Source organism: Micromonospora sp. NPDC005413 (assembly GCF_040606435.1).
Taxonomy (GTDB): Bacteria; Actinomycetota; Actinomycetes; order Mycobacteriales; family Micromonosporaceae; genus Micromonospora.
Genome location: NZ_JBEXEV010000023.1, coordinates 20,404 through 43,814, shown reverse-complemented (window position 1 = coordinate 43,814; position 23,411 = coordinate 20,404). Strand labels below are relative to the sequence as shown.

The 23,411-nt window shown below is 69.8% G+C and carries 22 protein-coding genes and 1 pseudogene; all 23 read right to left on the bottom strand.

Features of this window, described 5'->3' with window-relative positions; all coding sequences use genetic code 11:
- Nucleotide 1 precedes the first annotated feature (1 nt).
- Nucleotides 2-1,948: an NADH-quinone oxidoreductase subunit L gene (nuoL, locus tag ABZS37_RS22235; RefSeq protein ID WP_355171791.1), complete on the bottom strand. Its 1,947-nt coding sequence runs from the start codon at nucleotides 1,946-1,948 to the stop codon at nucleotides 2-4.
- Between the two features lie 23 nt (nucleotides 1,949-1,971).
- On the bottom strand, nucleotides 1,972-2,289 hold the full coding sequence (gene nuoK / locus ABZS37_RS22230; protein ID WP_355171720.1) for an NADH-quinone oxidoreductase subunit NuoK: 318 nt from the start codon (nucleotides 2,287-2,289) through the stop codon (nucleotides 1,972-1,974).
- Complete coding sequence (locus tag ABZS37_RS22225) at nucleotides 2,289-3,059, bottom strand: NADH-quinone oxidoreductase subunit J (protein ID WP_355171718.1); 771 nt, start codon at nucleotides 3,057-3,059, stop codon at nucleotides 2,289-2,291. Before ABZS37_RS22225 ends, nuoK begins: the two co-directional genes overlap by 1 nt.
- Nucleotides 3,056-3,697, bottom strand: a complete 642-nt coding sequence (nuoI, locus tag ABZS37_RS22220) for an NADH-quinone oxidoreductase subunit NuoI (protein ID WP_355171716.1) — start codon at nucleotides 3,695-3,697, stop codon at nucleotides 3,056-3,058. The genes ABZS37_RS22225 and nuoI overlap by 4 nt, the downstream gene beginning before the upstream one ends.
- Nucleotide 3,698: 1 nt before the next feature.
- Complete coding sequence (gene nuoH / locus ABZS37_RS22215) at nucleotides 3,699-5,051, bottom strand: NADH-quinone oxidoreductase subunit NuoH (RefSeq protein ID WP_355171714.1); 1,353 nt, start codon at nucleotides 5,049-5,051, stop codon at nucleotides 3,699-3,701.
- Nucleotides 5,048-7,555, bottom strand: coding sequence for an NADH-quinone oxidoreductase subunit G (locus tag ABZS37_RS22210; RefSeq protein ID WP_355171712.1), 2,508 nt, complete (start codon nucleotides 7,553-7,555; stop codon nucleotides 5,048-5,050). The genes nuoH and ABZS37_RS22210 overlap by 4 nt, the downstream gene beginning before the upstream one ends.
- Complete coding sequence (nuoF, locus tag ABZS37_RS22205) at nucleotides 7,555-8,871, bottom strand: NADH-quinone oxidoreductase subunit NuoF (RefSeq protein WP_355171710.1); 1,317 nt, start codon at nucleotides 8,869-8,871, stop codon at nucleotides 7,555-7,557. The genes ABZS37_RS22210 and nuoF overlap by 1 nt, the downstream gene beginning before the upstream one ends.
- Nucleotides 8,868-9,863, bottom strand: coding sequence for an NADH-quinone oxidoreductase subunit NuoE (gene nuoE, locus ABZS37_RS22200; RefSeq protein ID WP_355171708.1), 996 nt, complete (start codon nucleotides 9,861-9,863; stop codon nucleotides 8,868-8,870). The genes nuoF and nuoE overlap by 4 nt, the downstream gene beginning before the upstream one ends.
- Entirely contained in the window at nucleotides 9,860-11,185 is a 1,326-nt protein-coding gene (locus tag ABZS37_RS22195; protein WP_355171706.1) for an NADH-quinone oxidoreductase subunit D, read from the bottom strand. Before ABZS37_RS22195 ends, nuoE begins: the two co-directional genes overlap by 4 nt.
- Entirely contained in the window at nucleotides 11,182-11,919 is a 738-nt protein-coding gene (locus tag ABZS37_RS22190; protein WP_355171704.1) for an NADH-quinone oxidoreductase subunit C, read from the bottom strand. Before ABZS37_RS22190 ends, ABZS37_RS22195 begins: the two co-directional genes overlap by 4 nt.
- Complete coding sequence (locus tag ABZS37_RS22185; protein ID WP_124821345.1) at nucleotides 11,916-12,593, bottom strand: NADH-quinone oxidoreductase subunit B; 678 nt, start codon at nucleotides 12,591-12,593, stop codon at nucleotides 11,916-11,918. Before ABZS37_RS22185 ends, ABZS37_RS22190 begins: the two co-directional genes overlap by 4 nt.
- A gap of 14 nt (nucleotides 12,594-12,607) precedes the next feature.
- On the bottom strand, nucleotides 12,608-12,973 hold the full coding sequence (locus ABZS37_RS22180) for an NADH-quinone oxidoreductase subunit A (RefSeq protein WP_121655464.1): 366 nt from the start codon (nucleotides 12,971-12,973) through the stop codon (nucleotides 12,608-12,610).
- A 134-nt stretch (nucleotides 12,974-13,107) separates the two neighbouring features.
- The gene (locus tag ABZS37_RS22175) at nucleotides 13,108-14,385 is read right to left on the bottom strand and encodes a geranylgeranyl reductase family protein (protein WP_354992695.1); all 1,278 of its coding nucleotides are present in this window, start codon (nucleotides 14,383-14,385) and stop codon (nucleotides 13,108-13,110) included.
- Between the two features lie 139 nt (nucleotides 14,386-14,524).
- Nucleotides 14,525-14,749 carry a hypothetical protein gene (locus ABZS37_RS22170; protein ID WP_355171701.1) on the bottom strand — a complete coding sequence of 75 codons (225 nt, stop codon included), beginning with the start codon at nucleotides 14,747-14,749 and terminating at the stop codon, nucleotides 14,525-14,527.
- An 83-nt stretch (nucleotides 14,750-14,832) separates the two neighbouring features.
- Nucleotides 14,833-15,543, bottom strand: a complete 711-nt coding sequence (locus tag ABZS37_RS22165) for a demethylmenaquinone methyltransferase (RefSeq protein WP_355171699.1) — start codon at nucleotides 15,541-15,543, stop codon at nucleotides 14,833-14,835.
- Between the two features lie 719 nt (nucleotides 15,544-16,262).
- Nucleotides 16,263-17,336, bottom strand: a pseudogene (locus tag ABZS37_RS22160) (cell wall anchor protein); the annotation flags it as partial.
- Nucleotides 17,337-17,762: 426 nt separating this feature from the next.
- On the bottom strand, nucleotides 17,763-18,953 hold the full coding sequence (mqnC, locus tag ABZS37_RS22155) for a cyclic dehypoxanthinyl futalosine synthase (RefSeq protein ID WP_355171697.1): 1,191 nt from the start codon (nucleotides 18,951-18,953) through the stop codon (nucleotides 17,763-17,765).
- A 142-nt stretch (nucleotides 18,954-19,095) separates the two neighbouring features.
- Nucleotides 19,096-19,497, bottom strand: a complete 402-nt coding sequence (locus tag ABZS37_RS22150) for a hypothetical protein (RefSeq protein WP_355171695.1) — start codon at nucleotides 19,495-19,497, stop codon at nucleotides 19,096-19,098.
- Nucleotides 19,494-20,630 carry a 1,2-phenylacetyl-CoA epoxidase subunit PaaE gene (gene paaE, locus ABZS37_RS22145; protein WP_355171693.1) on the bottom strand — a complete coding sequence of 379 codons (1,137 nt, stop codon included), beginning with the start codon at nucleotides 20,628-20,630 and terminating at the stop codon, nucleotides 19,494-19,496. Before paaE ends, ABZS37_RS22150 begins: the two co-directional genes overlap by 4 nt.
- Nucleotides 20,627-21,142, bottom strand: a complete 516-nt coding sequence (gene paaD, locus ABZS37_RS22140) for a 1,2-phenylacetyl-CoA epoxidase subunit PaaD (RefSeq protein ID WP_355171691.1) — start codon at nucleotides 21,140-21,142, stop codon at nucleotides 20,627-20,629. Before paaD ends, paaE begins: the two co-directional genes overlap by 4 nt.
- Nucleotides 21,136-21,861, bottom strand: a complete 726-nt coding sequence (paaC, locus tag ABZS37_RS22135) for a 1,2-phenylacetyl-CoA epoxidase subunit PaaC (RefSeq protein WP_355171689.1) — start codon at nucleotides 21,859-21,861, stop codon at nucleotides 21,136-21,138. The genes paaD and paaC overlap by 7 nt, the downstream gene beginning before the upstream one ends.
- A complete protein-coding gene (paaB, locus tag ABZS37_RS22130; RefSeq protein ID WP_355171687.1) occupies nucleotides 21,858-22,142 on the bottom strand; it encodes a 1,2-phenylacetyl-CoA epoxidase subunit PaaB in 285 nt (94 codons plus the stop codon). Before paaB ends, paaC begins: the two co-directional genes overlap by 4 nt.
- Nucleotides 22,139-23,218, bottom strand: a complete 1,080-nt coding sequence (gene paaA, locus ABZS37_RS22125; protein ID WP_355171685.1) for a 1,2-phenylacetyl-CoA epoxidase subunit PaaA — start codon at nucleotides 23,216-23,218, stop codon at nucleotides 22,139-22,141. Before paaA ends, paaB begins: the two co-directional genes overlap by 4 nt.
- Nucleotides 23,219-23,411: the final 193 nt, after the last annotated feature.

The following is a 23,411-nucleotide window of genomic DNA, read 5'->3' as shown; positions in this document are numbered from 1 at the left end:
ATCACGCCAACCACCCGGCCTGCACCGCCAGGAACGCCGCCATCACCAGCAGCGCACCGGCCAGGATCGAGGTGGCGTACGAGCGGACGAAGCCGGTCTGCAACCGCCGGAGTCGACCCGAACCACCGCCGACCGCTGCGGCGAGCCCGTTGACCAGCCCGTCGATGCCCCGGTTGTCGAGGAACACCAGCGCCCGGGTGAGGAAGATGCCCGGCTTCTCGAAGACCGCCTCGTTCACCGCGTCGGTGTAGAGGTTGCGTCGGGCTGCGGTGACCAGCACCCCGGCCGGCTGCGGCGCGATGGCCGTACCGGCCCGGAACAGGAACCAGGCCAGCCCCGCACCGAGCACGGTCACCAGCAGCGACAGCGTGGTGATCACGGCGTGCGAGAGGACCGCCTCGTGCTCGGCGTGCTCGCCACCCAGCCCGGCGGTCTCCGTCAGCCAGTCCGGTACGGAGGTGGAGAGCAGGAAGCCGGCACCGACCGAGCCGACCGCCAGCAGGATCAGCGGGATGGTCATCAGCTTCGGCGACTCGTGCGGGTGCTCGATGTCCTCGGTCCACCGCTTCGGGCCGTGGAAGGTGAGCACGAACAGCCGGGTCATGTAGAACGCGGTCAGCCCGGCGCCGAGCAGCGCGGCCCCGCCGAAGAGCCAGGCCGTCCAGTCGGTCCGCTCGAAGGCGGCCACGATGATCGGCTCCTTCGAGAAGAAGCCGGAGAACGGGAACATGCCGATGATGGCCAGCCAGCCCATCATGAACGTCAGCCAGGTGATCTTCATGTACTTCGACAGCCCGCCGAAGCGGCGGATGTCGACCTGGTCCTTCATCCCGTGCATCACCGAGCCGGCGCCCAGGAACATGTTGGCCTTGAAGAAGCCGTGCGCCAGCAGGTGCACGATGGCCAGCGCGTACGCCCCGCCACCGAGGCCGACGCCGAGGAACATGTAGCCGATCTGGCTCACCGTCGACCAGGCGAGCACCCGCTTGATGTCGTCCTTGGCCGCGCCGATGATGCAGCCCATCAGCAGGGTGAGTGCGCCGACGCTGACCACCACGAGCTGGAGCGTCGAGTTCGCCGAGAAGATCGGGTTGGAGCGGGCGATCAGGTAGACGCCCGCGGTGACCATGGTGGCGGCGTGGATGAGCGCCGACACCGGGGTGGGGCCCTCCATCGCGTCCGGCAGCCACGCCTGCAGCGGGAACTGACCGGACTTACCGGCCGCGCCGAGCAGCAGCAGCAGGCCGAGCACCAGCACGGTGGTGCCGGTCAGCGCGCCGACGCCGTTGAACACCTCGTCGTACTGGGTGGTGCCCAGGGTGGCGAACATGATGAAGATGCCGATGGCCAGGCCGGCGTCGCCGACCCGGTTCATCAGGAACGCCTTCTTGCCGGCGGTGGCCGCGCTCGGCCGCTCGGTCCAGAAGGAGATCAGCAGGTACGACGCCAGACCGACGCCCTCCCAGCCGAAGTAGAGCATCACGTAGTTGTTGCCGAGCACCAGCAGCAGCATCGCCGCGACGAACAGGTTGAAGTACGCGAAGAACCGACGACGGCCCGCGTCGTGCGCCATGTACTCCACCGCGTACAGGTGGATCAGGAAACCCACCCCGGTGATCAGCAGTACGAAGACCGCGGCCAGCGGGTCGAACAGCAGGCCGAAGTCGACGCGCAGATCACCGACCGCGATGAAGTCCCAGAGGCTCAGCTCGACCGACTTGTTCTCCAGGCCTCGAAGCTGGAAGAAGAAGGACAGGCCGAGCACGAACGCGGCACCGATGGAGGCGACGCCCAGCCAGTGCCCCCAGCGGTCGGCCCGCCGACCGAGCAGCAGCAGGATGGCGGCGCTGACCAGCGGGATCGCCACCAGCAGCCAGACGCTGCCGAGCAAGCCACCTGCCGGAGCGTAAGCGACGGCGCCGAACGGCGCCGCTGAGGCGTGCGCCAGATTCTCTTCCACTTGCTTGCCCCTTAGTACTTGAGCAGGTTGGCGTCGTCGACACTCGCCGAGCGTCGCGTCCGGAAGATGGACATGATGATCGCGAGACCGACCACGACCTCGGCCGCCGCCACCACCATCACGAAGAACGCCATGATCTGACCGTTGAGGTCACCGTTGATCCGGCTGAAGGTGACCAGCGTCAGATTGGCCGCGTTGAGCATCAGCTCCACGCACATGAACAGCACGAGCGCGTTGCGCCGGACCAGCACGCCGGCAGCACCGATGGTGAACAGCACCGCGGCGAGGACCAGGTAGTAGTTCGGCTCGACCGAGAAGAACGTCTCCATTATTTGTCCGTCCCCTTCAGCGAGGTCTCCTCGGCGGTCAGCTCGCGCTGCGGAAGGATCGCCGGGGTGCTGCGGTCGGTCAGGCGGCCGTCCGGCAACCGGGCCGGGGTGGCCACCGAGGATGAGGTCGCGAAGACGCCGGGGCCCGGCTTCGGGCCGGGGTAGTTGCCCGGGGCGAAGCGAGCCCGCATGGTCGACGGCTGGTCGATCTTGTCCTGCTTACGCCGCTCGACATGGGCCAGCACCATGGCACCGACCGCCGCGGTGATCAGCAGCGCCGAGGTCAGCTCGAACGCGAAGACGTACTTGGTGAACAGCAGTCGGGCGATGCCCTGCACGTTCCCCTCCGCGTTGGCCTGCTCCAGGCCGACCGCGGTGGTCTTGTCCAGCGCCTGGTAGAGGCCGCTGCCGACCAGGCCGGCGAAGCCCAGGCCGAGCACGATCGCGGCGACCCGCTGGCCGCGCAGCGTCTCGATCAGCGAGTCCGTGGAGTCCCGACCGACCAGCATCAGCACGAAGAGGAAGAGCATCATGATCGCGCCGGTGTAGACGATGATCTGCACCATGCCGATGAACGGACCGGCCTGGAGCACATAGAACACGCCCAGACAGAGCATGGTCAGCACCAGCCAGAGCGCCGAGTGCACGGCGTTGCGCGCGGCCACCATCCCGATCGCGCCGATCAGCGCGAGCGGGGCGAGGATCCAGAAGGTGACCGCCTCACCGCCGGGCACCGAACCCGCCGCGGCGAGCACCGTAGACGTGGTCATGCTTCCTCTCCCTTGCCGGCCGCCACGCGCTGGGCGGCCTGCTCGGCGCCCGGGAACGTCACGCCGGGGTGCTCCTCGACCTGGTAGCGGCCGGGGCCCATCGGGGACGTCTCCGCACCGGCGGAGGTGCCCGGGTTGGTCAGCGCGCCGACGTAGTAGTCCTTCTCGCTGTCACCCAGCCGCATCGGGTGCGGCGGCTGCTCCATGCCCTCGAGCAACGGTGCGAGCAACTGCTCCTTGGTGAAGATCAGGTCCTGCCGGTTGTCCCGGGCCAGCTCGTACTCGTTGCTCATGGTGAGCGATCGGGTCGGGCAGGCCTCGATGCACAGCCCACAGAAGATGCACCGGGCGTAGTTGATCTGGTAAATGCTCGCGTACCGCTCACCCGGCGAGAAGCGCTGCTCGTCGGTGTTGTCGCCACCCTCGACGTAGATCGCGTCCGCCGGGCAGGCCCAGGCGCACAGCTCACAGCCGATGCACTTCTCCAGGCCGTCCGGGTGCCGGTTCAGGATGTGCCGCCCGTGGTAGCGCGGCGCCGACACCGGCGGCTTGAACGGGTAGTCGGTGGTGACGACCTTCCTGAACATGTGCGAGAAGGTGACACCGAATCCCTTGAACGTTCCGGTGATCGAGCCCACGTCACACCTCCCTGGAGTCCGAGCCGGCAACGATGTTGGCCGGCTCCCGCTCGGCGACCACGCGCGTGATGCGCGGGCTCGGTGGTACCTGAAGATCCATCGGTGGCAGCGGGAAGCTCCCGTACGGCCGGTTGTCGACCTGTTCCTGCGTCGTCGGCGTCGGCTGGGGCTTGCGGTTGGGCCAGAACAGCGTGGCGATCAGCAGGAGGCCGGCCGGGATGCCGACGGCGATGACCTTGCCGCGCGTGTCCCAGTCCTCGATGGAGCGCAGGCCCGACAGGACCAGGATCCAGACCAGGTTGATCGGCAGCAGCACCTTCCAACCGAGGCGCATGAACTGGTCGTAGCGCAGCCGGGGCAGCGTGCCGCGCAGCCACACGAAGACGAAGACCAGCGCGATCACCTTGCCGAAGAACCAGAGCATCGGCCACCAACCGGAGTTGGCGCCCTCCCAGATGGTGATCGGCCACGGTGCCCGCCACCCGCCGAGGAACAGCGTGGTGGTGACCGCGGACATGGTCACCATCGCGACGTACTCGCTGAGCATGAACAGCGCGAACTTGAGCGAGCTGTACTCGGTCATGAAGCCCGCGACCAGCTCGGATTCGGCCTCGGGCAGGTCGAACGGCGCCCGGTTGGTCTCACCCACGGTGGCGATGAAGAAGATGATGAAGCTCGGCAGCAGCAGGATCGCGTACCAGCCCGGCGCCGGGATCTCGGTGCCGAAGATGGTCAGCCGCGTGGCGTCGCCCTGAGCGGCGACGATCCCGCTGGTGCTCATCGTGCCGGCGGTCATGAAGACCGCCACGATGCTCAGCCCCATGGCGACCTCGTAGGAGATCATCTGGGCGGTCGACCGGAGACCACCGAGGAGCGGGTACGTCGAGCCGGAGGCCCAGCCGCCCAGCACGATGCCGTAGACGCCCATCGAGGAGCAGGCCAGCAGCAGCAGCACCGCCACCGGCACGTCGGTGACCTGCAACGGCGTGTGGTGGCCGAAGATGCTCACCATCGGGCCGAACGGCACCACCGACAGAGCGGTGACCGCGCAGATCACCGAAATGGTCGGGGCGAAGAAGTAGACGACCTTGTCGGCCGCCTTCGGCAGGATGTCCTCCTTGAAGGCCATCTTCAGGCCGTCGGCGAGGGTCTGCAGCAGGCCGAACGGACCGACCTGGTTCGGGCCCGGCCGCACCTGCATGTAACCGACGACGCGCCGCTCGAACCAGACACCGAGCAGGGTGGCCAGCAGACCGAAGGCGAACGCGAAGACAATCTTGCCGAGAACCAGCCACCAAGGATCCCGGCCGAAGTCGGCCAGCGTCGGGTCCTGGGCCAGGTAGATCGGACTCACTGGTTACCCCCGGTGTTGAGGAGCGGACCCGGAAGGCCGGTCTCGTCGGCCGCCACCCGCCCGGCCGGGACGGCCACGCGCGGTGCGGGGACGGAGAGCCGGACGACCGCGCCGGACGTCGCCCCGAGGCTGCGTCGCACGGTCGAGCCGGGTGAGTTGGTCGGCAGCCAGACCACGCCGTCCGGCATTTCGGTGAGCTCCGCCGGCAGGGTCAGCGCCCCCCGGTCGGTGCCGACCGTGACCGCGTCGCCGTCGGCGACACCGAGTGCCTCGGCGGTGCCCTTACCCAGCCGGACCACCGGCGGACGGGCGGTGCCGGCGAGGTTCTCGTCGCCGTCGGTCAGCGTGCCGAGGTCCACCAGTTGGTGCCAGGTGGCCAGCACGGCCTCCCCGGCACCAGGCTGCGGCACCCGGCCCGGCGCCACCGACGGCGCGGCCGGCCGAGACGTACGCGTCGCCGGCAGCATGCCCAGCTCGCGACGCACGCTCGGCACGTCCGCGGTGCCGAGCCGCACGTCGAGCAGTGCGGCCAGCGCGTCGAGCACCCGACCGTCGGTCATGGCCGCCGTGTCCAGCACCGGCTCGAACGGGCGCAGCCGACCCTCCCAGTCCAGGAAGCTGCCGGCCTTCTCGACCACCGGGGCGATCGGAAGCACCACGTCCGCCCGCCGGGTCACCGCGCTGCCGCGCAGCTCCAGGCTGACCAGGAACGGCACCGCGTCCAGGGCGGCCTCGGCCAGGCGCGGGTCGGCCAGGTCGGCCGGGTCGACACCGCCGACGACCAACGCGCCGAGCTGCCCGTTGGCCGCGGCGGCGAGAATGCCGTCGGTGTCCCGACCGGCCTGGCTCGGGATCACCCCGGCCGGAATGTCCCACGCCTCACCCAGCTCGGCCCGAGCGGCCGGCTCGGTGACCAGCCGTCCACCGGGGAGCAGGTTGGGCAGGCAGCCCGCGTCGACCGCGCCGCGGTCACCCGCGCGCCGCGGCACCCAGGCCATCTTCGCGCCGGTACGCCGAGCGACGTCCGCCGCGGCGGACAGCCCACCCGGCACAGATGCCAACCGCTCGCCGACGAGCAGGATCGCGCCCGGTGCACTCAGCGCCTCGGTGACCGTGGCGTGCTCGGCGAGCACGTTGGCCTCCTCGCCCGGCACCACCCGGGCCAGCTTGGCACCGAGCTTCTCCAGGCCACGGGTGGCGAACGGCGCCAGCGCGTACACCGTCAAGGTCTTCTTCAGGTACGCCTTGCGCAGCCGCAGGAAGAGGATCGGGCACTCTTCCTCCGGCTCCAGGCCGACCAGCACCACCGCCGGCGCGTTCTCCACGTCGGTGTAGGTGACGTCGGTGACCCCGGCGACCGAGCTGGCCAGGAAGTCGGCCTCCTCGCGGGAGACCGGACGGGCCCGGAAGTCGATGTCGTTGGTGTTCAACGCGACCCGGGCGAACTTCGCGTACGCGTAGGCGTCCTCGACGGTCAGCCGACCGCCGGTGAGGACCGCCGTGCCCTGCCCGCTCTCCCGAGCCGCGTGCAGCCCTTCGGCGGCCTTGGTGAGCGCCTCACTCCAGGACGCTTCGCGCAGCTCACCGGTGTGCTCGTCGCGGACCAGCGGGGTGGTCAGCCGGTCGGTGGCCCGGGTGTACTGGAAGCCCCACCGGCCCTTGTCGCAGTTCCACTCCTCGTTCACCGCCGGCTCGTCGCCGGCCAGCCGGCGCAGCACCTTGCCGCGCCGCCAGTCGGTGCGCTGCCCGCAGCCGGCCGAGCAGTGCTCGCAGACACTCGGGCTGGAGACCAGGTCGAACGGGCGGGCCCGGAAGCGGTACTGGGCACCGGTCAGCGCACCCACCGGGCAGATCTGCACGGTGTTGCCGGAGAAGTAGGAGTTGAACGGGACATCCCCGGCGTCGCCCTCTTCGCCGTACGCGTCGTCCCGGTAGATGTTGATTTCCTCGGCGGACGACCGGCCCATCAGGTCGATGAACTTGTCGCCGGCGATCTCATCGGAGAACCGGGTGCACCGCTGGCAGAGCACGCAGCGCTCGCGGTCCAGCAGCACCTGGCTGCTGATCGCCATCGGCTTCTCGTACTCCCGCTTGTGCTCGTGGAAGCGCGAGTCGGTGCGGCCGGTGGACATCGCCTGGTTCTGGAGCGGGCACTCGCCGCCCTTGTCACACATCGGGCAGTCCAGCGGGTGGTTGAGCAGCAGCAGCTCCATCACCCCCTCCTGCGCCTTCTTGGCCACCGGGGAGGTGATCTGGGTACGCACGACCATGCCGTCGGCGACGGCCTGGGTGCAGGAGGCGACCGGCTTGCGCTGCCCCTCCACCTCGACCAGGCACTGCCGACACGCGCCGGCCGGGGCCAGCAGCGGGTGGTCGCAGAAGCGGGGGATCTCGGTGCCCATCTGCTCGGCGACCCGGATCAGCAGCGTCCCCTTGGGGGCGGTGACCTCGACGCCGTCGATGGTGAGGGTGACGGTCTCGGTCTGCTTGGCTACGTCGGTCATCAGTGCGCCCCTACCAGGGTCTTCTCCGACAGCTTGGGTGCGGTACGTCCCTCGATGTAGTCGAGGTAGTCCTGCTTGAAGTACTGCAGCGACGAGGTCACCGAGCTGGTCGCGCCGTCACCCAGGCCACAGAACGAGCGGCCGAGGATGTTGTCGCAGGTGTCCAGCAGGGTGTCCAGGTCCTCGTGGGTGCCCTGACCGGCGAGGATCCGCCGGTAGACCCGGACCATCCAGTAGTTGCCCTCGCGGCACGGGGTGCACTTGCCGCACGACTCGTGGTGGTAGAACTCCAGCCACCGGTACGTCGCGTAGACCGGGCAGTCCTGGTCGGAGAAGATCTGGGTGGCCGTGGTGCCGAGGATCGAGCCGGCCGCCGCCACCCCCTCGAAGTCCAGTGGCACGTCCAGGTGCTCGGCGGCGAGCAGCGGGGTGGACGAACCGCCCGGGGTCCAGAACCGCAGGTTGTGCCCGAGCTGCATCCCACCGGCCAACTCCAGCAGCTCGCGCAGCGTGACGCCCATCGAGCACTCGTACTGGCCCGGGTTGACGATCCGGCCGGAGAGCGAATAGATCATCGGCCCGGAGGACTTCTCGGTGCCCATGCTCTTCCACCAGTCGGCACCACCGAGCACGATCGGCGGCACGCTGGCGATGGTGCCGACGTTGTTCACCACCGTCGGGCTCGCGTACAGGCCGTGGGTGGCCGGGAACGGTGGGCGCAGCCGGGGCTGACCCCGGAACCCCTCCAGCGAGTCCAGCAGCGCCGTCTCCTCGCCGCAGATGTACGCCCCGGCGCCGGAGTGCACCACCAGCTCCAGGTCGTACCCGCTGCGCAGGATGTTCCGGCCGAGGTAGCCCTTGTCGTACGCCTCCTGGACGGCGTTGCGCAGCCGGCGCGCGGCGTGCACCGCCTCGCCCCGGATGTAGATGTAGGCGCGGTTGGCCCGGATCGCGTACGACGCGATGATCACGCCCTCGATCAGCGCGTGCGGGTCGTGGGTCATCAGCGGCAGGTCCTTGCAGGTGCCCGGCTCGCCCTCGTCGGCGTTGACCACCAGGTAGTGCGGCTTGCCGTCGCCCTGCGGGATGAAGCCCCACTTGAGACCGGTGGGGAAGCCGGCGCCGCCCCGGCCGCGCAGACCCGAGTCCTTGATCAGTTGGATCAGGTCGTCCGGGTGGGCCTTGATCGCCTTGCGCAGGGCGGCGTAGCCGTCCAACTGCTCGTACGTGCCGATGCGCCAGGCGTCCGGCGACAGCCAGCGCTTGGTCAGCACCGGCGTCAGCTTGGCCAGCGTCTCCGGGCGGGGAGTGGTCACTTCTGGGCCCCCGTTTCGCTCGCGGCGGCGGAGTTCGCGCCACCGGCGCTCGCCGACGCTTCGTTGAGGTTGCGCTCCTGCGCACCGGTGGAGTCACCGGCGGGCTTGCGGTCGCTGGCCGGCGCGTTGGCCGCCACGCCGGCGGCCTGGGCCTCCTGCGCGTCGCGCGGGGCCGGCGGCGAGGTCTCCGCCGGAACCGTGACGGAGGCGCCGTCGCCGCCCTTCACCGGGCTGGTCGGCGTGGCGGGCTCAACGGCAGGCTTCGCGGCGGCCTCGGTGGCCTTCGCCTTCGCCGCCGCCTTGTCCGCCTCCGCCTTGCTGCGGATCGGGGTGTTCGGGTCGAACCCCGGCACCGAGACGCCGTGCTGCTGCGCCAGCCGCAGCCCGCGCAGGGTGGGCTCACCCGGCCCGCCGTCGGCGACCGCGCCGTCGCGCTCGTCGGCGAAACCGGCGAGCTGCACCGCCATCTCCTTGAGCGTGCAGAGCCGGGCACCGCGGGTCGGCATCGGCCGCCCGCCCGCCCGCAGCTCGTCGACCACGCTGACCGCGGTGGACGGGTCCACGCCGTCGAAGAAGTCGTAGTTGACCGTCATCACCGGGCCGTAGTCGCACGCCGCCAGGCACTCGGCGTGCTCCAGCGTGATCCTCTGGTCGGCGGTCGTCTCGTCGTGCCCGACGCCCAGGTGCTCCGAGAGGGTGTCGTAGACCTCCTGGCCACCGAGCACGTTGCACATGGTGTTGGTGCAGACGCTGACCAGGAAGTCACCGGTCGGCTTCCGCTTGTACATGGTGTAGAAGGTGGCCACCGCGCCGACCTGGGCCTTGTTCAGCCCGAGCACCTCGGCGCAGAACGCGACCCCGGCCGGGGAGACGTACCCCTCTTCGGCCTGCACCAGGTGCAGCAACGGCAGCAACGCCGAGCGGGACCGGTCCGCCGGGTAACGGGCGATGATCTCGCGCGCCCGCTCCCGGGTCTCGTCAGAAAAGCTCATCGGTCACAACCACCCATCACGGGGTCCAACGAGGCACCGCCGGCGATCACGTCGGCGATCAGACCGCCCTCGGCCATCGCCGGGAGGGCCTGGAGGTTGACGAAGCTCGGCTCCCGGTAGTGCACCCGGTACGGCCGGGTGCCACCGTCGGAGACCGCGTGCACGCCCAACTCGCCGCGGGGCGACTCGATGCCGACGTACACCTGGCCGGGCGGGACCCGGAAGCCCTCGGTGACCAACTTGAAGTGGTGGATCAGCGACTCCATCGACTGACCCATGATCTTCGCGACGTGCTCCAGCGAGTTGCCCATGCCGTCGACGCCGATGGCCAACTGCGCCGGCCAGGCGATCTTGCGGTCGGCGACCATCACCGGGCCCGGCCGGAGCCGGTCCAGCGCCTGCTCGACCAGCTTCATCGACTCCCGGATCTCGGCGAGCCGGACCAGGTAGCGGCCCCACACGTCACCGTCGGGGTGGGTCGGCACGTCGAACTCGTACGTCTCATAACCGCAGTACGGCATGGTCTTGCGCAGGTCCCACGCGAGGCCTGCGGAGCGCAGTACCGGCCCGGTGATGCCGAGCGCCACGCAGCCGGTCACATCCAGCACCGCGACGTTCTTCGTGCGCTCGGTCCAGATCGGCTGGCCGGAGAGAAGGTCCTCGTACTCCTTGAGCTTCTTCGGCATCATCTTGAGGAACTCGCGGATCTTGACGATCGCCTCGTCCGGCACGTCCTGCGCCACACCACCCGGCCGGACGTACGCGTGGTTCATGCGCAGACCGGTGATGGTCTCGAAGATGTCGAGGATGTACTCCCGCTCGCGGAAGCCGTACAGCATGATCGAGATCGCGCCCAGCTCCATGCCGGTGGTGGCCAGCCAGACCAGGTGCGACGAGATCCGGTTGAGCTCCATCATCAGCACGCGGATGGTGGTGGCCCGCTCGGTGATGTCGTCGGTGATGCCGAGCAGCTTCTCGACCGCCAGCGCGTACGCCGTCTCGTTGAAGATCGGGGCGAGGTAGTCCATCCGGGTCACGAACGTCGAGCCCTGGACCCAGTTGCGGTATTCGAGGCTCTTCTCGATGCCGGTGTGCAGGTAGCCGATGACCGAGCGGGCCTCGCGGACCGTCTCGCCCTCCAGCTCCAGGATCAGCCGCAGCACCCCGTGCGTGGACGGGTGCTGCGGACCCATGTTGACGACGATCCGCTCGTCGTTGATCGGGTCGGTGCCCGAGACGATCGTGTCCCAGTCCCCACCGGTGACGGTGAAGACCCGACCCTCGGTGGTCTCATGCTCGGTCGCATAGTTCGACGTGGTCATTGGTAGGACCTCCTCCGGTCCGGCGGCGCGATCTCGGCGCCCTTGTACTCGACCGGCACGCCACCGAGCGGGTAGTCCTTGCGCTGCGGGTGGCCCTCCCAGTCGTCCGGCATGAGGATCCGGGTCAGGTTGGGGTGGCCGTCGAAGACGATGCCGAACATGTCGTACGCCTCCCGCTCCTGCCAGTCCGCGGTCGGGTAGATGGCGGTCACGCTGGGCAGGTGCGGGGCCTCGACGGAGACCGCAGCCTCCAGCCGGACCCGACGCCGGTAGGTCATCGAGGTGAGCAGGTAGACCACGTGCAGCCGGCGCTCGTCGGCACCGAGGTAGTCCACACCGGACACCGACGAGCACAGCTCGAAACGCAGCGCCAGGTCGTCCCGCATCACCTGGCAGACCTCGGCGATCCGCTCCGGGCGTACGTGCAGGGTCAGCTCATCCCGGTCGACCACGACCTTCTCGATCGCGTCGCCGAAGGCCGGGTACGCCTCCTCCAACGCGTCGCGGACCTCGTCGAAGTAGCCCCCGTACGGCCGGGGCGCCTCCTCGATGGGCTGGCGCTGGCGGACCAGGCCGCCGTAGCCGGACACGTCGCCCGTGCCCTGGTTGCCGAACATGCCGCGCCCCGCCGGGCTGGCCGGCGGGTACTCGGCCGGGGCGGTGGTGCTGGCGCCGGCCGGCGTGACCGGCACCGGCACGCCGCCGTCGTTGGGCTTGTCGGTGGGTGACGTCATTTGGGGCCTGCCTGCGGGTGGAGGTGGTTCTGAGCGTTCATCCAGTTCTCGATCCGCAGCTGCTCCTCGCGGCCCTCGCGGACCGCGCGGGTCCACTCGGCGCGCCGGGCCTTGTCGCTCCGGTACGAGGAGGGCATGGAGCCGTAGGGAACGATCGGAACATCGCCGCGCTCCTGGCGGGCAGCCAGCATCTTGCGGCCGTTCGGGCCCAACGGCTCATACATGATCTTCTCGCGGAGCTTGAGGATCGCGTCGATGAGCATCTCCGGCCGGGGCGGGCAGCCGGGCAGGTACATGTCGACCGGCACCACGTGGTCGACGCCCTGCACGATGGCGTAGTTGTTGAACATGCCGCCGCTGCTGGCGCAGACGCCCATCGAGAGCACCCAGCGGGGCTCGGCCATCTGGTCGTAGATCTGGCGCAGCACCGGGGCCATCTTCTGACTCACCCGGCCAGCCACGATCATCAGGTCGGCCTGCCGGGGCGACGCCCGGAAGACCTCCATGCCCCAGCGGCCCATGTCGTAGTGGGGACCACCGGCGGCCATCATCTCGATGGCGCAGCAGGCCAGGCCGAAGGTAGCGCCCCACACGGACGACTTCCGGGACCAGTTGACCAGCTTCTCCACCGAGGTGAGCAGGACGCCGGCGGGAAGCTTCTCCTCGATGCCCATCTGACGTTCCTTCCTCAGTCCCAGTCCAGGCCGCCGCGCCGCCACACATAGGCGTACGCGACGAAGACCGCGACGATGAACAGGACCATCTCCACGAAGCCGAAGATCGGCAGAGCGTCAAACGAGACCGCCCAGGGGTAGAGGAAGATGATCTCGATGTCGAAGACGATGAAGAGCATCGCCGTCAGGTAGAACTTGATCGGGAACCGTCCGCCGCCGACCGGCTGCGGGCTGGGCTCGATGCCGCACTCGTATGCCTCGAGTTTGGCCTTGTTGTAGCGATGGGGACCGGCGAAGCGCGCGGCGCCAACGGAAAACAGCGAGAACGCCGCGGCGAGGGCGAACAGCCCGATGATCGGTGCGTAAGGCGAGAGCGACATCGTTTTCTCCTGCTCGTCCTTCCCTGCCCTCGGTGCTTGACGAAAATCACACTATTCACGTCCCTCGCAGTGGCAGCCAGCGGGGGTCGATCTTTGTCGGCGTCGGGGCTGTGACCAGCCAAGACGCCAGTCATCTATACGGCTGGTGCTGCTTTCGTCATCGCGTTGATGACCCGGTCCATCGCATCCCCGCCACGCGGGTCGGTCAGGTTGGCCAACAGCTTGAGCACGAAACGCATCAGCGTCGGATGCGGCATGCCGTGTTTGGTGGCGATCCGCATGATCTCCGGGCGGCCGATCAGTTTCACGAAGATGCCGCCCAACCGGTAGTAGCCGCCGAGCCGGGCCTTCAGCTCGTTCGGGTACGCCATGAGCGCTCGCTCCCGCTCCGGGCCGGCCGGCCGGGCGAGGGCCTGGACCGCGACCTCGGCGGCCAGCTCGCCGGACTCCATCGCGTAGGCGATGCCCTCACCGTTGAACGGGTTGACCATGCCGCCGGAGTCGCCGACCAGCATCACGCCGCGGGTGTAGTGGGGCACCCGGTTGAAGCCCATCGGCAGCGCGGCGCCGAGGATCGGGCCGTCGGCGTTGGTCTCGTCGGTCATCCCCCAGTCCTCGGGAGTGTTGGCGAGCCAGTCGGTGAGCAGCCGGCGGTAGTTGGTCTTGCCGAACGCGGACGACGAGTTGAGCACGCCGAGGCCGACGTTGACCCGGCCGTCGCCGAGGCCGAAGATCCAGCCGTACCCGGGCAGCAGGTTGTCGCCGCTGTCCTTGCTGCGCAGCTCCAGCCAGGACTCGAGGTAGTTGTCGTCGTGCTTGGCAGGCGAGTGGTAGTAGCGGCGGACGGCCACGCCGATCGGCCGGTCCTCCCGCTTGGCCAGCCCGAGCGCGAGCGGGAACCGGCCGGAGACCCCGTCGGCCGCAACGACCAGCGGGGCGTGGAAGGTGGCGGGCTCCTTGCCCGGGCCGACCTCCGCCTCGACGCCGGTGACCCGGCCGTCGCCGTCGAGCACCGGGCCCAGCACGTTGACGCTGGTCCGCAGCTTGGCGCCGGCGGCCACCGCCCGCTGGACGAGCAGGTCGTCGAAGTCCAGCCTCGTTCGCACCAGGCCGTAGTTGGGGAAGCTGGCGAGATCCGGCCAGTCCAGCTCGAGGCGCACCCCACCGCCGATGACCCGCAGGCCGCGGTTGTGCAGCCAGCCAGCCTCGGGCGACGTGTCCACACCCATCCGGATGAGCTGGCGCACCGCGCGCGGGGTCAACCCGTCGCCGCAGACCTTCTCCCGTGGGAACTCGGTCTTCTCCAACATCAGCACCCGTACGCCGTGCCGGGCCAGGTGGTACGCAGTCGCTGATCCACCGGGACCGGCGCCCACGACAATGACGTCGGCGTCGTGTTCTACCGCGGTCATTCGCGCCTCCTCCCGCACGCTCGTGAATTGCTTCACAAGCTCAACGGGACGAGTGTATGACCGGCGTCATACCTGCGCAGGATCAGGGGTACCTAACTCGCCGATGTGACAGCTCTTGACCGTCTACAGCAGTCAGGTGTCAGGCCGGACTGGGGGCATCCAGGCCCGCATCGACCCGGATGGTCTCCGGCAGATGCTCGCGGAGAGCACCACCCGCCGCTCGATCCAGCGCCGCCAACACCTCGGCGACCACCTGCCGGACCTCCGCCGGATCGGCTCCGGCCAACGCGCGCAACTGCGCGATGAGTTCGGCCGCGTCGTCGTCGGTGGCGGTTACCGGGTCCGCCGGGTGTGATCCGGTCATGCGGACGAGCGTACGGGGCAAAGTGGACTAAAGACCGATATTCACGAAACCTGAATAATGTCCGTGCCCGTCCTCGCATAGCGCTACTCGCGGATCCCCCGGTGCAGGGCCACCACACCACCGGTCAGGTTGCGCCACGCCACCCGTCCCCACCCCGCTGCGGCGACCCGCGCGGCCAGCGCGGCCTGCGCCGGCCAGGCCCGGATCGACTCGGCGAGATAGACGTACGCCTCGGGGTTGCTGGACACCGTGCGGGCCACCGCCGGCAGCGACCGCATCAGGTACGACAGGTAGACCGTCCGGAAGGCCGGGTTGACCGGGGTGCTGAACTCGCAGACCACCAGACGCCCGCCCGGCCGGGTCACCCGAGCGAGCTCCCGCAGGGCGGCGTCGGTGTCGTTGACGTTGCGCAGCGCGAAGGAGATGGTCACCGCGTCGAAACTGGCGTCGGCGAACGGCAGCCGCAGCGCGTCTCCGGCCAGCAGCGGCACCTCGGGACGTGCCCGCTTGCCGGCGTACAGCATGCCCAGCGACAGGTCGGCGCCGACCGCGTACGCCCCGGACTGCGCCAACTCCTGCGTCGAGACGCCGGTGCCCGCGCCAACGTCCAGCACAAGCTCGCCCGGCCGCAGCCCGAGTGCCGCCCGGGTGGCCCGACGCCAGGAACGATCCTGACCAAAGGAGAGCACCGTGTTGGTCAGGTCGTAACGTTCCGCCACGTCGTCGAACATCGCGGCGACCTCGTGCGGCTGCTTGTCCAGACTGGCGCGCTGGCCCTGCGGGGTACGGCTCACGCCTCCACTCTGCCAGCCACCCTCCGACCAGCGGCCGTTGGGTGGCGCGGCACGCACCCGGTACGCGAAAGGGCGGGGTGGTCGCCCACCCCGCCCTCGCGTCATGCCGGCGTCACGGCGCCTCTGTCATCGCGCCGGTTGCCGTCGCACCTGTGTCAGTCGGTCGACGTCTCGTCACCCGGGGCGACCAGGACGACCTTGCGCCGGCGGGAGAGCACCAGCAGTGCCCCGCCCACGAGCAGGATGATCGCGCCGATGCCGCCGATCAGGCCGACCTGCACACCGGTCACCGGCAGGCCACCACCGCCGGAGCCGCCGCCACCGTCGACCGGCGACGTGGGCGAGCCCGGTGTCGTCGTACCGCCCGGACTCAATGTGCCACCCGGCGTCGGCGTGGCCGTCGCGGTCGCCGTCGGCGTGACCGTCGCAGTCGGCATGGCCGTCGGCGTGGCCGTCGCAGTCGGCGTGGCCGTCGGCATGGCCGTCGCAGTCGGCGTGGCCGTCGGCGTGGCCGTCGCAGTCGGCGTGGCCGTCGCAGTCGCAGTCGGCGTCGGCGTGGCCGTCGCGGTCGGCGTCGGCGTGGCCGTCGGAGTCGGCGTGGCCGTCTCGGTCGGCGTTGGCGTGGCCGTTGGCGTCGGCGTTTCCGTCGGCGTCGGCGAGTCGGTCGGGGTCGGCGAGTCGGTCGGCGTCGGGGTTTCCGTCGGCGTGGCCGTTGGCGTCGGCGTGGCCGTCGCGGTCGGCGTCGGGGTAGCCGTGGGCGTGGCCGTCGGCGTAGCCGTGGGGGTCGAGGTCGGCGTGGCCGTCGGCTGCACGGTCAGGTCGACGAAGACGTCGAAGATCGCCTGGTTGTCACTCTCGTCGACCTCGGTGAAGGTCTTCCGCTGTGCGCTGGTGGCCCGCTCAGACTGCTCCTCGGGCTTGCCCGCCGCAGCGTCCAGACCATGCGCCACCAGCTCACCGACCCGCAGCACCGGCTCGGTGACGTCCTTGCCGACCGTCACCTTGATGTCCGCCGTGTAGTACTCGCCGGGTCGGATCACCGCGCCGTCGTCCTGGCAGAGCGCTTGGGCGACGCCGAAGGTCTGCGAGGTGCAGGTGTCCGGCAGGGTGTCGAAGGTGACTCCGGCCGGGAGCGTGAGCACGTAGGAGAGGCCGGTCGCCTTGCGGCTGCCGTCGTTGTAGACCGCCCAGTCCAGCGGCACCGTCTCGCCCGGGCGCACCGGCCGAAGGTCGGGGTCGTCGCCGTTGACGCCGTTCACCACGACGTTCGCGTTGACGTCCTGCACCCAACTGGTCAGGTCGTAGCCGGGCTCGGTGACGGTGATGTCGTGCTCGACTTTGTTGTCTTCCTTGTTGGGGTCATCGGTGGCCGAGCGGATGGTGACCACCAGCGTGCCGGCCGCGCCCCGACCACCGGTGGAGAAGATCGGGATGCCGAAGTCCTCGCTGGTGCCGGCCGGAAGGTCGCCGAGACGGCAGGTGAACTTCTTGCCGTTCACCCGGCAGCCGTCGGGCACCACAACCCCGACCTTGCCCTTCTTCAGGTTGCTGGTGTCGACGGTGTAGCTGACGCCCTTGGCGTCTTCCTCGCTCCGGGTGTTGTCGACAACGAACTTGAACGGCTTGCTCTTGGCCTCCGTGACGCCCTTGGCCAGGTTGTAGCTGAGCGGCACCAGGGCCAGGTCGGCCTGTTCGGCCGCGAACACTGGGGCGGCCACGGCAGCCAGGCCACCGGCCGCGAGCAACGCCACGACGCTGGCGCGAACCAGGGTCGAGCGGTGGAACGCTGTCATCAGTCCCCCGGGGGTAGGGAAGAAAGAATGGTTGCGGAACGAGCGGACGCTATCGGAGGTCGATGTTCCACGCCAGCCGGCGGACCCGTTTTCATCCGTCCGGCCCGAGCTGGGCAGACGGTACGGGCGGGATGGTCACCCATCCCGCCCGTACCGCCGTGCGTTATATGAACGACCCTCAGCGGGCCGATGGAGGACAGCCCACGACCAGGACCATCAGACCACCCGCCACCAGCACGGTCGCGCTGATTTCACCGGTTCACCGTGGCGACGGATATGAGCCGCGACGCTAGCCGCCGACGATCATCTCCACCACCCCCGCACCGGGCAGCCTGACGGTGCGGCGGCGGGGACCACCCGGACCGCTGGTGCGTCCGGGCGGGAGCATGAGCCTCGGTCAGCCGAACGGCTGGACGTCGACCCGCGTCAGTTGACCTCGACCAGTGGCAGCGACTTGCCCGCGCCGCCGCCGGGCAGCGCGATCGAGGAGAAGTGCGAGACCACCCGGTCGTCGGTCGGGTCGTCGGCCGGCGTGTGGTGCACGGCCAGCCGGTTGTAGAGGGTGTCCCGCTGCGCGGGGATCCGGTCCGCCGAGCGGATCATGCCGATCAGCTCGTGCAGGTTGGAGCGGTGCCGCGCACCGGCGGAGGAGATGACGTTCTCCTCCAGCATGATCGAGCCGAGGTCGTCCACGCCCATGTGCAGCGAAAGCTGCCCGACGTCCTTGCCGGTGGTCAGCCAGGACGCCTGCAGGTGCGGCACGGTCTCGAAGAAGAGCCGGGCCACCGCGACCAGCCGCAGGTACTCCAGCGTGGTCGCCTGGGTGCGGCCCTTGAGGTGGTTGTTCTCCGGCTGGTACGTCCACGGGATGAAGGACCGGAACCCGTGGGTGCGGTCCTGCACGTCGCGGATCATGCGCAGGTGCTCGATCCGCTCGGCGTGCGTCTCGCCGGTGCCCATCATCATGGTGGCGGTCGATTCGATGCCCTGCCGGTGGGCCAGCTCCATGACCTCCAGCCAGCGCTCACCCGACTCCTTGAGTGGCGCGATGGCCCTACGCGGCCGCTCGGGCAACATCTCCGCGCCGGCGCCGGCGATCGAGTCCAGGCCGGCGACCTTGATCCGGGCGATGGCCTCGTCCAGGCTCACGTCGGAGACCTTGGCCATGTGCAGGATCTCGCTGGGGCCGATCGAGTGGATGACCAGCTGCGGGTACGCCTGCTTCACCGAGGAGAACAGCTCCTCGTAGTACTCGACGCCGTAGTCCGGGTGGTGCCCGCCCTGGAGCATCACCTGGGTCGCGCCCAGCTCGACCGCCTCGCCGCAACGGCGCAGGATCTCCTCGGTCGGGTGGGTCCACCCTTCCTTGTGCTTGGGCGCGCGGTAGAAGGCGCAGAACTTGCACGCCGTCACGCAGACGTTGGTGTAGTTGATGTTGCGATCGATCAGGTACGTGACGATGTTGTCCGGGTAACGCCGTCGGCGCACCGCGTCCGCCGCCTCGCCCAGGGCGTGGAAGGGCGCCTCGGTGTAGAGCAGCAGCGCCTCCTCGGGCGTGATCCGCCCGCCGTCCGCGCCACGCTGCAGGATGTCGTCGATCTCCCGGCTCACCGTCACGCCCCCGAGCCTACGTCGCCCGCTCAGCGGCCGGCACGCCCCTCCGCCGCCGGTGACGCGCGCCCCAGGACAGCAGATCTTGGACACTTTCCGTCAGCTGGAACGGTAAGTGTCCAAGATCTGCACCGCGCACCTTCGGCCGTCAGCTTTCGCGCACCTCGACGCGTACGCCGTAGGTGTCCCACAACTCCGCCGCGAGCACCGGGCCGGCCCAGGCCGGCACGTACGCCTCCCACCACGGCAGCTCAGCCCACGCCGGGAACCGCTCCTTGGAGAGCACCGCTCGGAACCGCTCGTCCACCGCCCCGACCTGCTCCCGGAACCACCCCATCTGCGGGAAGCCGCGCAACCGCTCGTGGGTCAGCACGTTCTCGATCGCATGCCGGACGCTCAGGTCGAACCAGTACTCGTCGAGGTTGTCGTGGTAGCCCTCCTCGCAGAACCCGACGAACTGCTCCCACCCCTCCACGAAGCCGGTGGGGCGTCGGCCGCCGGTGACCTCGGCGAACCGCTCGACGAACTCCCGGTCGTCCGGCGTCCTCACGCGTCGTAGTCGACCGTGAGCTTGTCGGTGGTCGGGCTGGACTGGCAGGTCAGGACGTAGCCGGCCGCCAACTCGTCGGGCTCCAGGGCGTAGTTGCGGGCCATCGTGACCGCCCCGTCGACGACCTTCGCCTTGCAGGTCGAGCAGACACCGCCCTTGCAGGCGTACGGCAGCTCGCCACGCACCTTCAGCGCGGCGTCCAGCACCCGCTCCTCGCGGCCCATCGTGAAGCTCGACGACCGACCGTCCAGCACGATGGTGACCTCGGCACCGGCACCCGCCTGATCGACGGGGCGGCGCACCGGCTCCGGTGGCGCGTCGACGTGGAACAGTTCGGTGCGCACCGCCGACTCGGGCAGCCCGCGTGCGGTCAGCACGTCCCGGACGTCGACCACCATGGCGTACGGGCCGCAGAGGAACCACTCCTCGATGACCTCACCGGGCACGATCGTGTCCAGCAGACGGCTCAGCCTCTCGGCGTCGATCCGCCCGGAGAGCAGCGGCGACTCACCCTGCTCCCGGGACAGCACGTGCACCAGGTGCAGCCGGGTGGGGTAGCGATCCTTCAGGTCGGCCAACTCCTCGGCGAACATCACCGTGTTCGCCGTTCGGTTGCCGTACACCAGGGTGAAGGTGCTGGCCGGCTCGACGGCCAGGGCGGTCGCGACCAGCCCGAGCACCGGGGTGATGCCGGAGCCGGCGACGACCGCGCCGTAGTGCCGCACCCGGTCCGGCGCGAACGCCGTGGTGAAGGTGCCCAGCGGCGGCAGCACCTCGACCGTGTCGCCACCACGCAGCGCCCCGCAGGCGAACGCCGAGAAGGCACCACCGGGGATCTCCCGCACCCCGATCCGCAACCGGCCGTGCCGGGCCAGGTCGTCGGGGGTGGAGCAGATCGAGTACGACCGGCGCACGTCCGTGCCGTCCGCACCAGCGGAGCCGGTGGGCCCGGCTCCGCCGGGAAGACGCACGGTGAGGTGCTGGCCCGCGCGGAACGCGAAGGTCTCCCGCAATTCCTCGGGTACGGCGAAGGTGACCGCCACGGCATCGTCGGTGAGCCGGTCGACGGCGGCGACCGACAGCGGGTGGAAGACCGGTCGACGGCGGACCGGTCGGGTGATGGTGACAGTCACAGCGCCTTCAGGTGGTCGAAGGGTTCGGAGCAGGAGCGGCAGCGCCACAGCGCCTTGCACGCCGTGGAGCCGAACCGGCTGACCTGCTCGGTCTCCGGCGAGCCGCACTGCGGGCACCGGGCCGCGAGGGTCAACGACACCACGCCGGCGGCGGGCACCCGGGCCGGCGGGGCGATCCCGGCGGCGGCGAGCTTGGCCCGCCCACCCTCGGAGATCCAGTCGGTGCTCCACGGAGGGCTGTAGACGGTGCGGACCTCGGCGTCGAGGTGGCCCGCGAGCGCGAGCGCCCGGCGGATGTCGGCCCGGATCACGTCCATCGCCGGGCAGCCGGTGTAGGTCGGGGTGATGGTGACGGTGACCCGACCACTGGTCGGATCCTCCTCGACCGCCCGCAGGATGCCCAGCTCGTCGATGGTGATGACCCGGATCTCCGGGTCCACGACGCTCGCCACGGCCGTCCTCGGGTCGGTGCCGTCCACCACTGCGGTACTCCGCTGCGCCGCGCTCACCATCTCGCTCCGGGATGGGCGCGGTGCAACACCTGCATCTCGGCGAGCAGGTAGGCCAGGTGCTCGGTGTGCAGGCCCGTCCGCCCGCCGGCCGGGGCCCAGCCGCTCTCCGGCCGGGTGAGCGTCGCCTCGGCCAGCACCGGGCCGACGGTCTCGTCGAACGCCGGCCGCAGGGTGGCCGGGTCGACCGGCGCCGCCGGGTCCGCGGCGAAGAGCTCATGGGTGTACGGCCACACCTGGTCGACGGCGGTCTGCATCCGACGGTGCGACTCCTCGGTGCCGTCGCCGAGCCGCTTCACCCACAGCGCGCCATGGTCCAGGTGGTACGCCGACTCCTTGCGCGCCTTCGCGCCGATCGCGGCCAGCCGCTCGTCCGAGCAACCGGCCAGCGCCGTGTAGAGCGGCAACTGGTACGCCGCCAGGAAGAACAGCTTCGCCATCGTCACCGCGAAGTCGCCGTTGGGCAGCTCGACCAGGAGCGCGTTGCGGAACTCGCGGTCGTCGCGCAGGTACGCCAACGCGTCCTCGTCGCGGCCAGCGCTTTCCAGCTCACCCGCGTACGACAGCAGCAGGCGGGCGGCGCCGAGCTGGTCGAGGGCGATGTTGGCCAGCGCGATGTCCTCTTCCATCTCCGGGGCGCGCGTTGTCCACTCGGCCAGTCGCTGGGCCGCGATCAACGCGTCGTCACCGAGGGCGAGGGTGAAGCCGAACGGGCCGTTCACAGGTGCGCCACCCCGTCCGGCACCTCGTAGAAGGTGGGGTGGCGGTAGACCTTGTCGGCGGCCGGGTCGAAGAAGGCGTCCTTCTCGTCCGGGCTGGACGCGGTGATGGCGCCGGCCGGCACCACCCAGATCGACACGCCCTCCTGGCGGCGGGTGTAGAGGTCCCGGGCGTTGCGCAGGGCCAGCTCGGCGTCGGGGGCGTGCAGGCTGCCGACGTGGGTGTGTGACAGCCCGCGCCGGGCCCGCACGAAGACCTCCCAGAGCGGCGAGTGTTCCGTCATGCCGCCACCTTCTCCTTCTGTTCCGCCCGCTTGGCGGCGTATGCCGCGGCGGCCTCGCGTACCCATGCGCCGTCGTTGTGCGCGGCCCGGCGGTGCGCCATCCGCTCCCGGTTGCACGGCCCGTCGCCGGAGATCACCCGCATCAGCTCGTCGTAGTCCGGCTGGGTGTAGTCGTACGCCTGCCGCTCCTCGTTCCAGCGCAGGTCCGGATCGGGGATGCGCAGCCCGAGGATCTCGGCCTGCTGCACGCACATGTCGACGAAGCGCTGACGCAGATCGTCGTTCGAGAAACGCTTGATCTTCCAGGCCATCGACTGGGTGGAGTGCGTGGAGTCGCCGTCCGGCGGGCCGAACATGGCCAGCGACGGGTACCACCAGCGGTCCACCGCGTCCTGGGCCATCGCCTGCTGCCCAGGGGTGCCGTGCGCCAGGGTGTGCAGGATCTCGTAGCCCTGACGCTGGTGGAACGACTCCTCCTTGCAGACCCGGATCATCGCCCGGGCGTACGGGCCGTAGGAGCAGCGGCACAGCGGCACCTGGTTGACGATCGCCGCGCCGTCCACCAGCCAACCGATCGCGCCCATGTCGGCCCAGCTCAGGGTGGGGTAGTTGAAGATCGAGCTGTACTTCTGCCGCCCGTCGAGCAGCAGCTGGACCAGCTCGTCGCGGCTGATGCCGAGGGTCTCGGCGGCGGCGTAGAGGTAGAGGCCGTGGCCCGCCTCGTCCTGCACCTTGGCCAGCAGGATCGCCTTGCGCTTGAGCGACGGCGCCCGGCTGATCCAGTTGCCCTCCGGCTGCATGCCGATGATCTCCGAGTGGGCGTGCTGGGCGATCTGCCGGATCAGCGTCCGGCGGTACGCGTCGGGCATCCAGTCCCGTGGCTCGATCTTCTGTTCGGCGTCGACCACCTCGGCGAAGTACGCCGCCAGGTCCTCGTCGGGTGCGGGTCCACCACGCCGCCCGCGCGCTGCCGCCGCTCTCAGGTCGGCCTCGGCGGCCTCGACCTCGCCCAGCAGGCCGCCGCCCGGCGCGTCACCCGCGGCGTCGGCCGGGGTCGAGAAGTCGTTGCCATACATGAGGACAAGTGTTACAGCTTGCGACCCAATAAACCAGAGCGTGTAACAGGAATCCGAGGATCCCATCCGTGATGGGATGAGCGCTTTGCGTTACCCGAGCAGCTGGATCTCGTCGTGACTTAGGCCACGAAACAAAGGTGAATCACCGCAAGAACCGCATACCGGTCCCATAACTCGCCCTTATCGCTGGTTG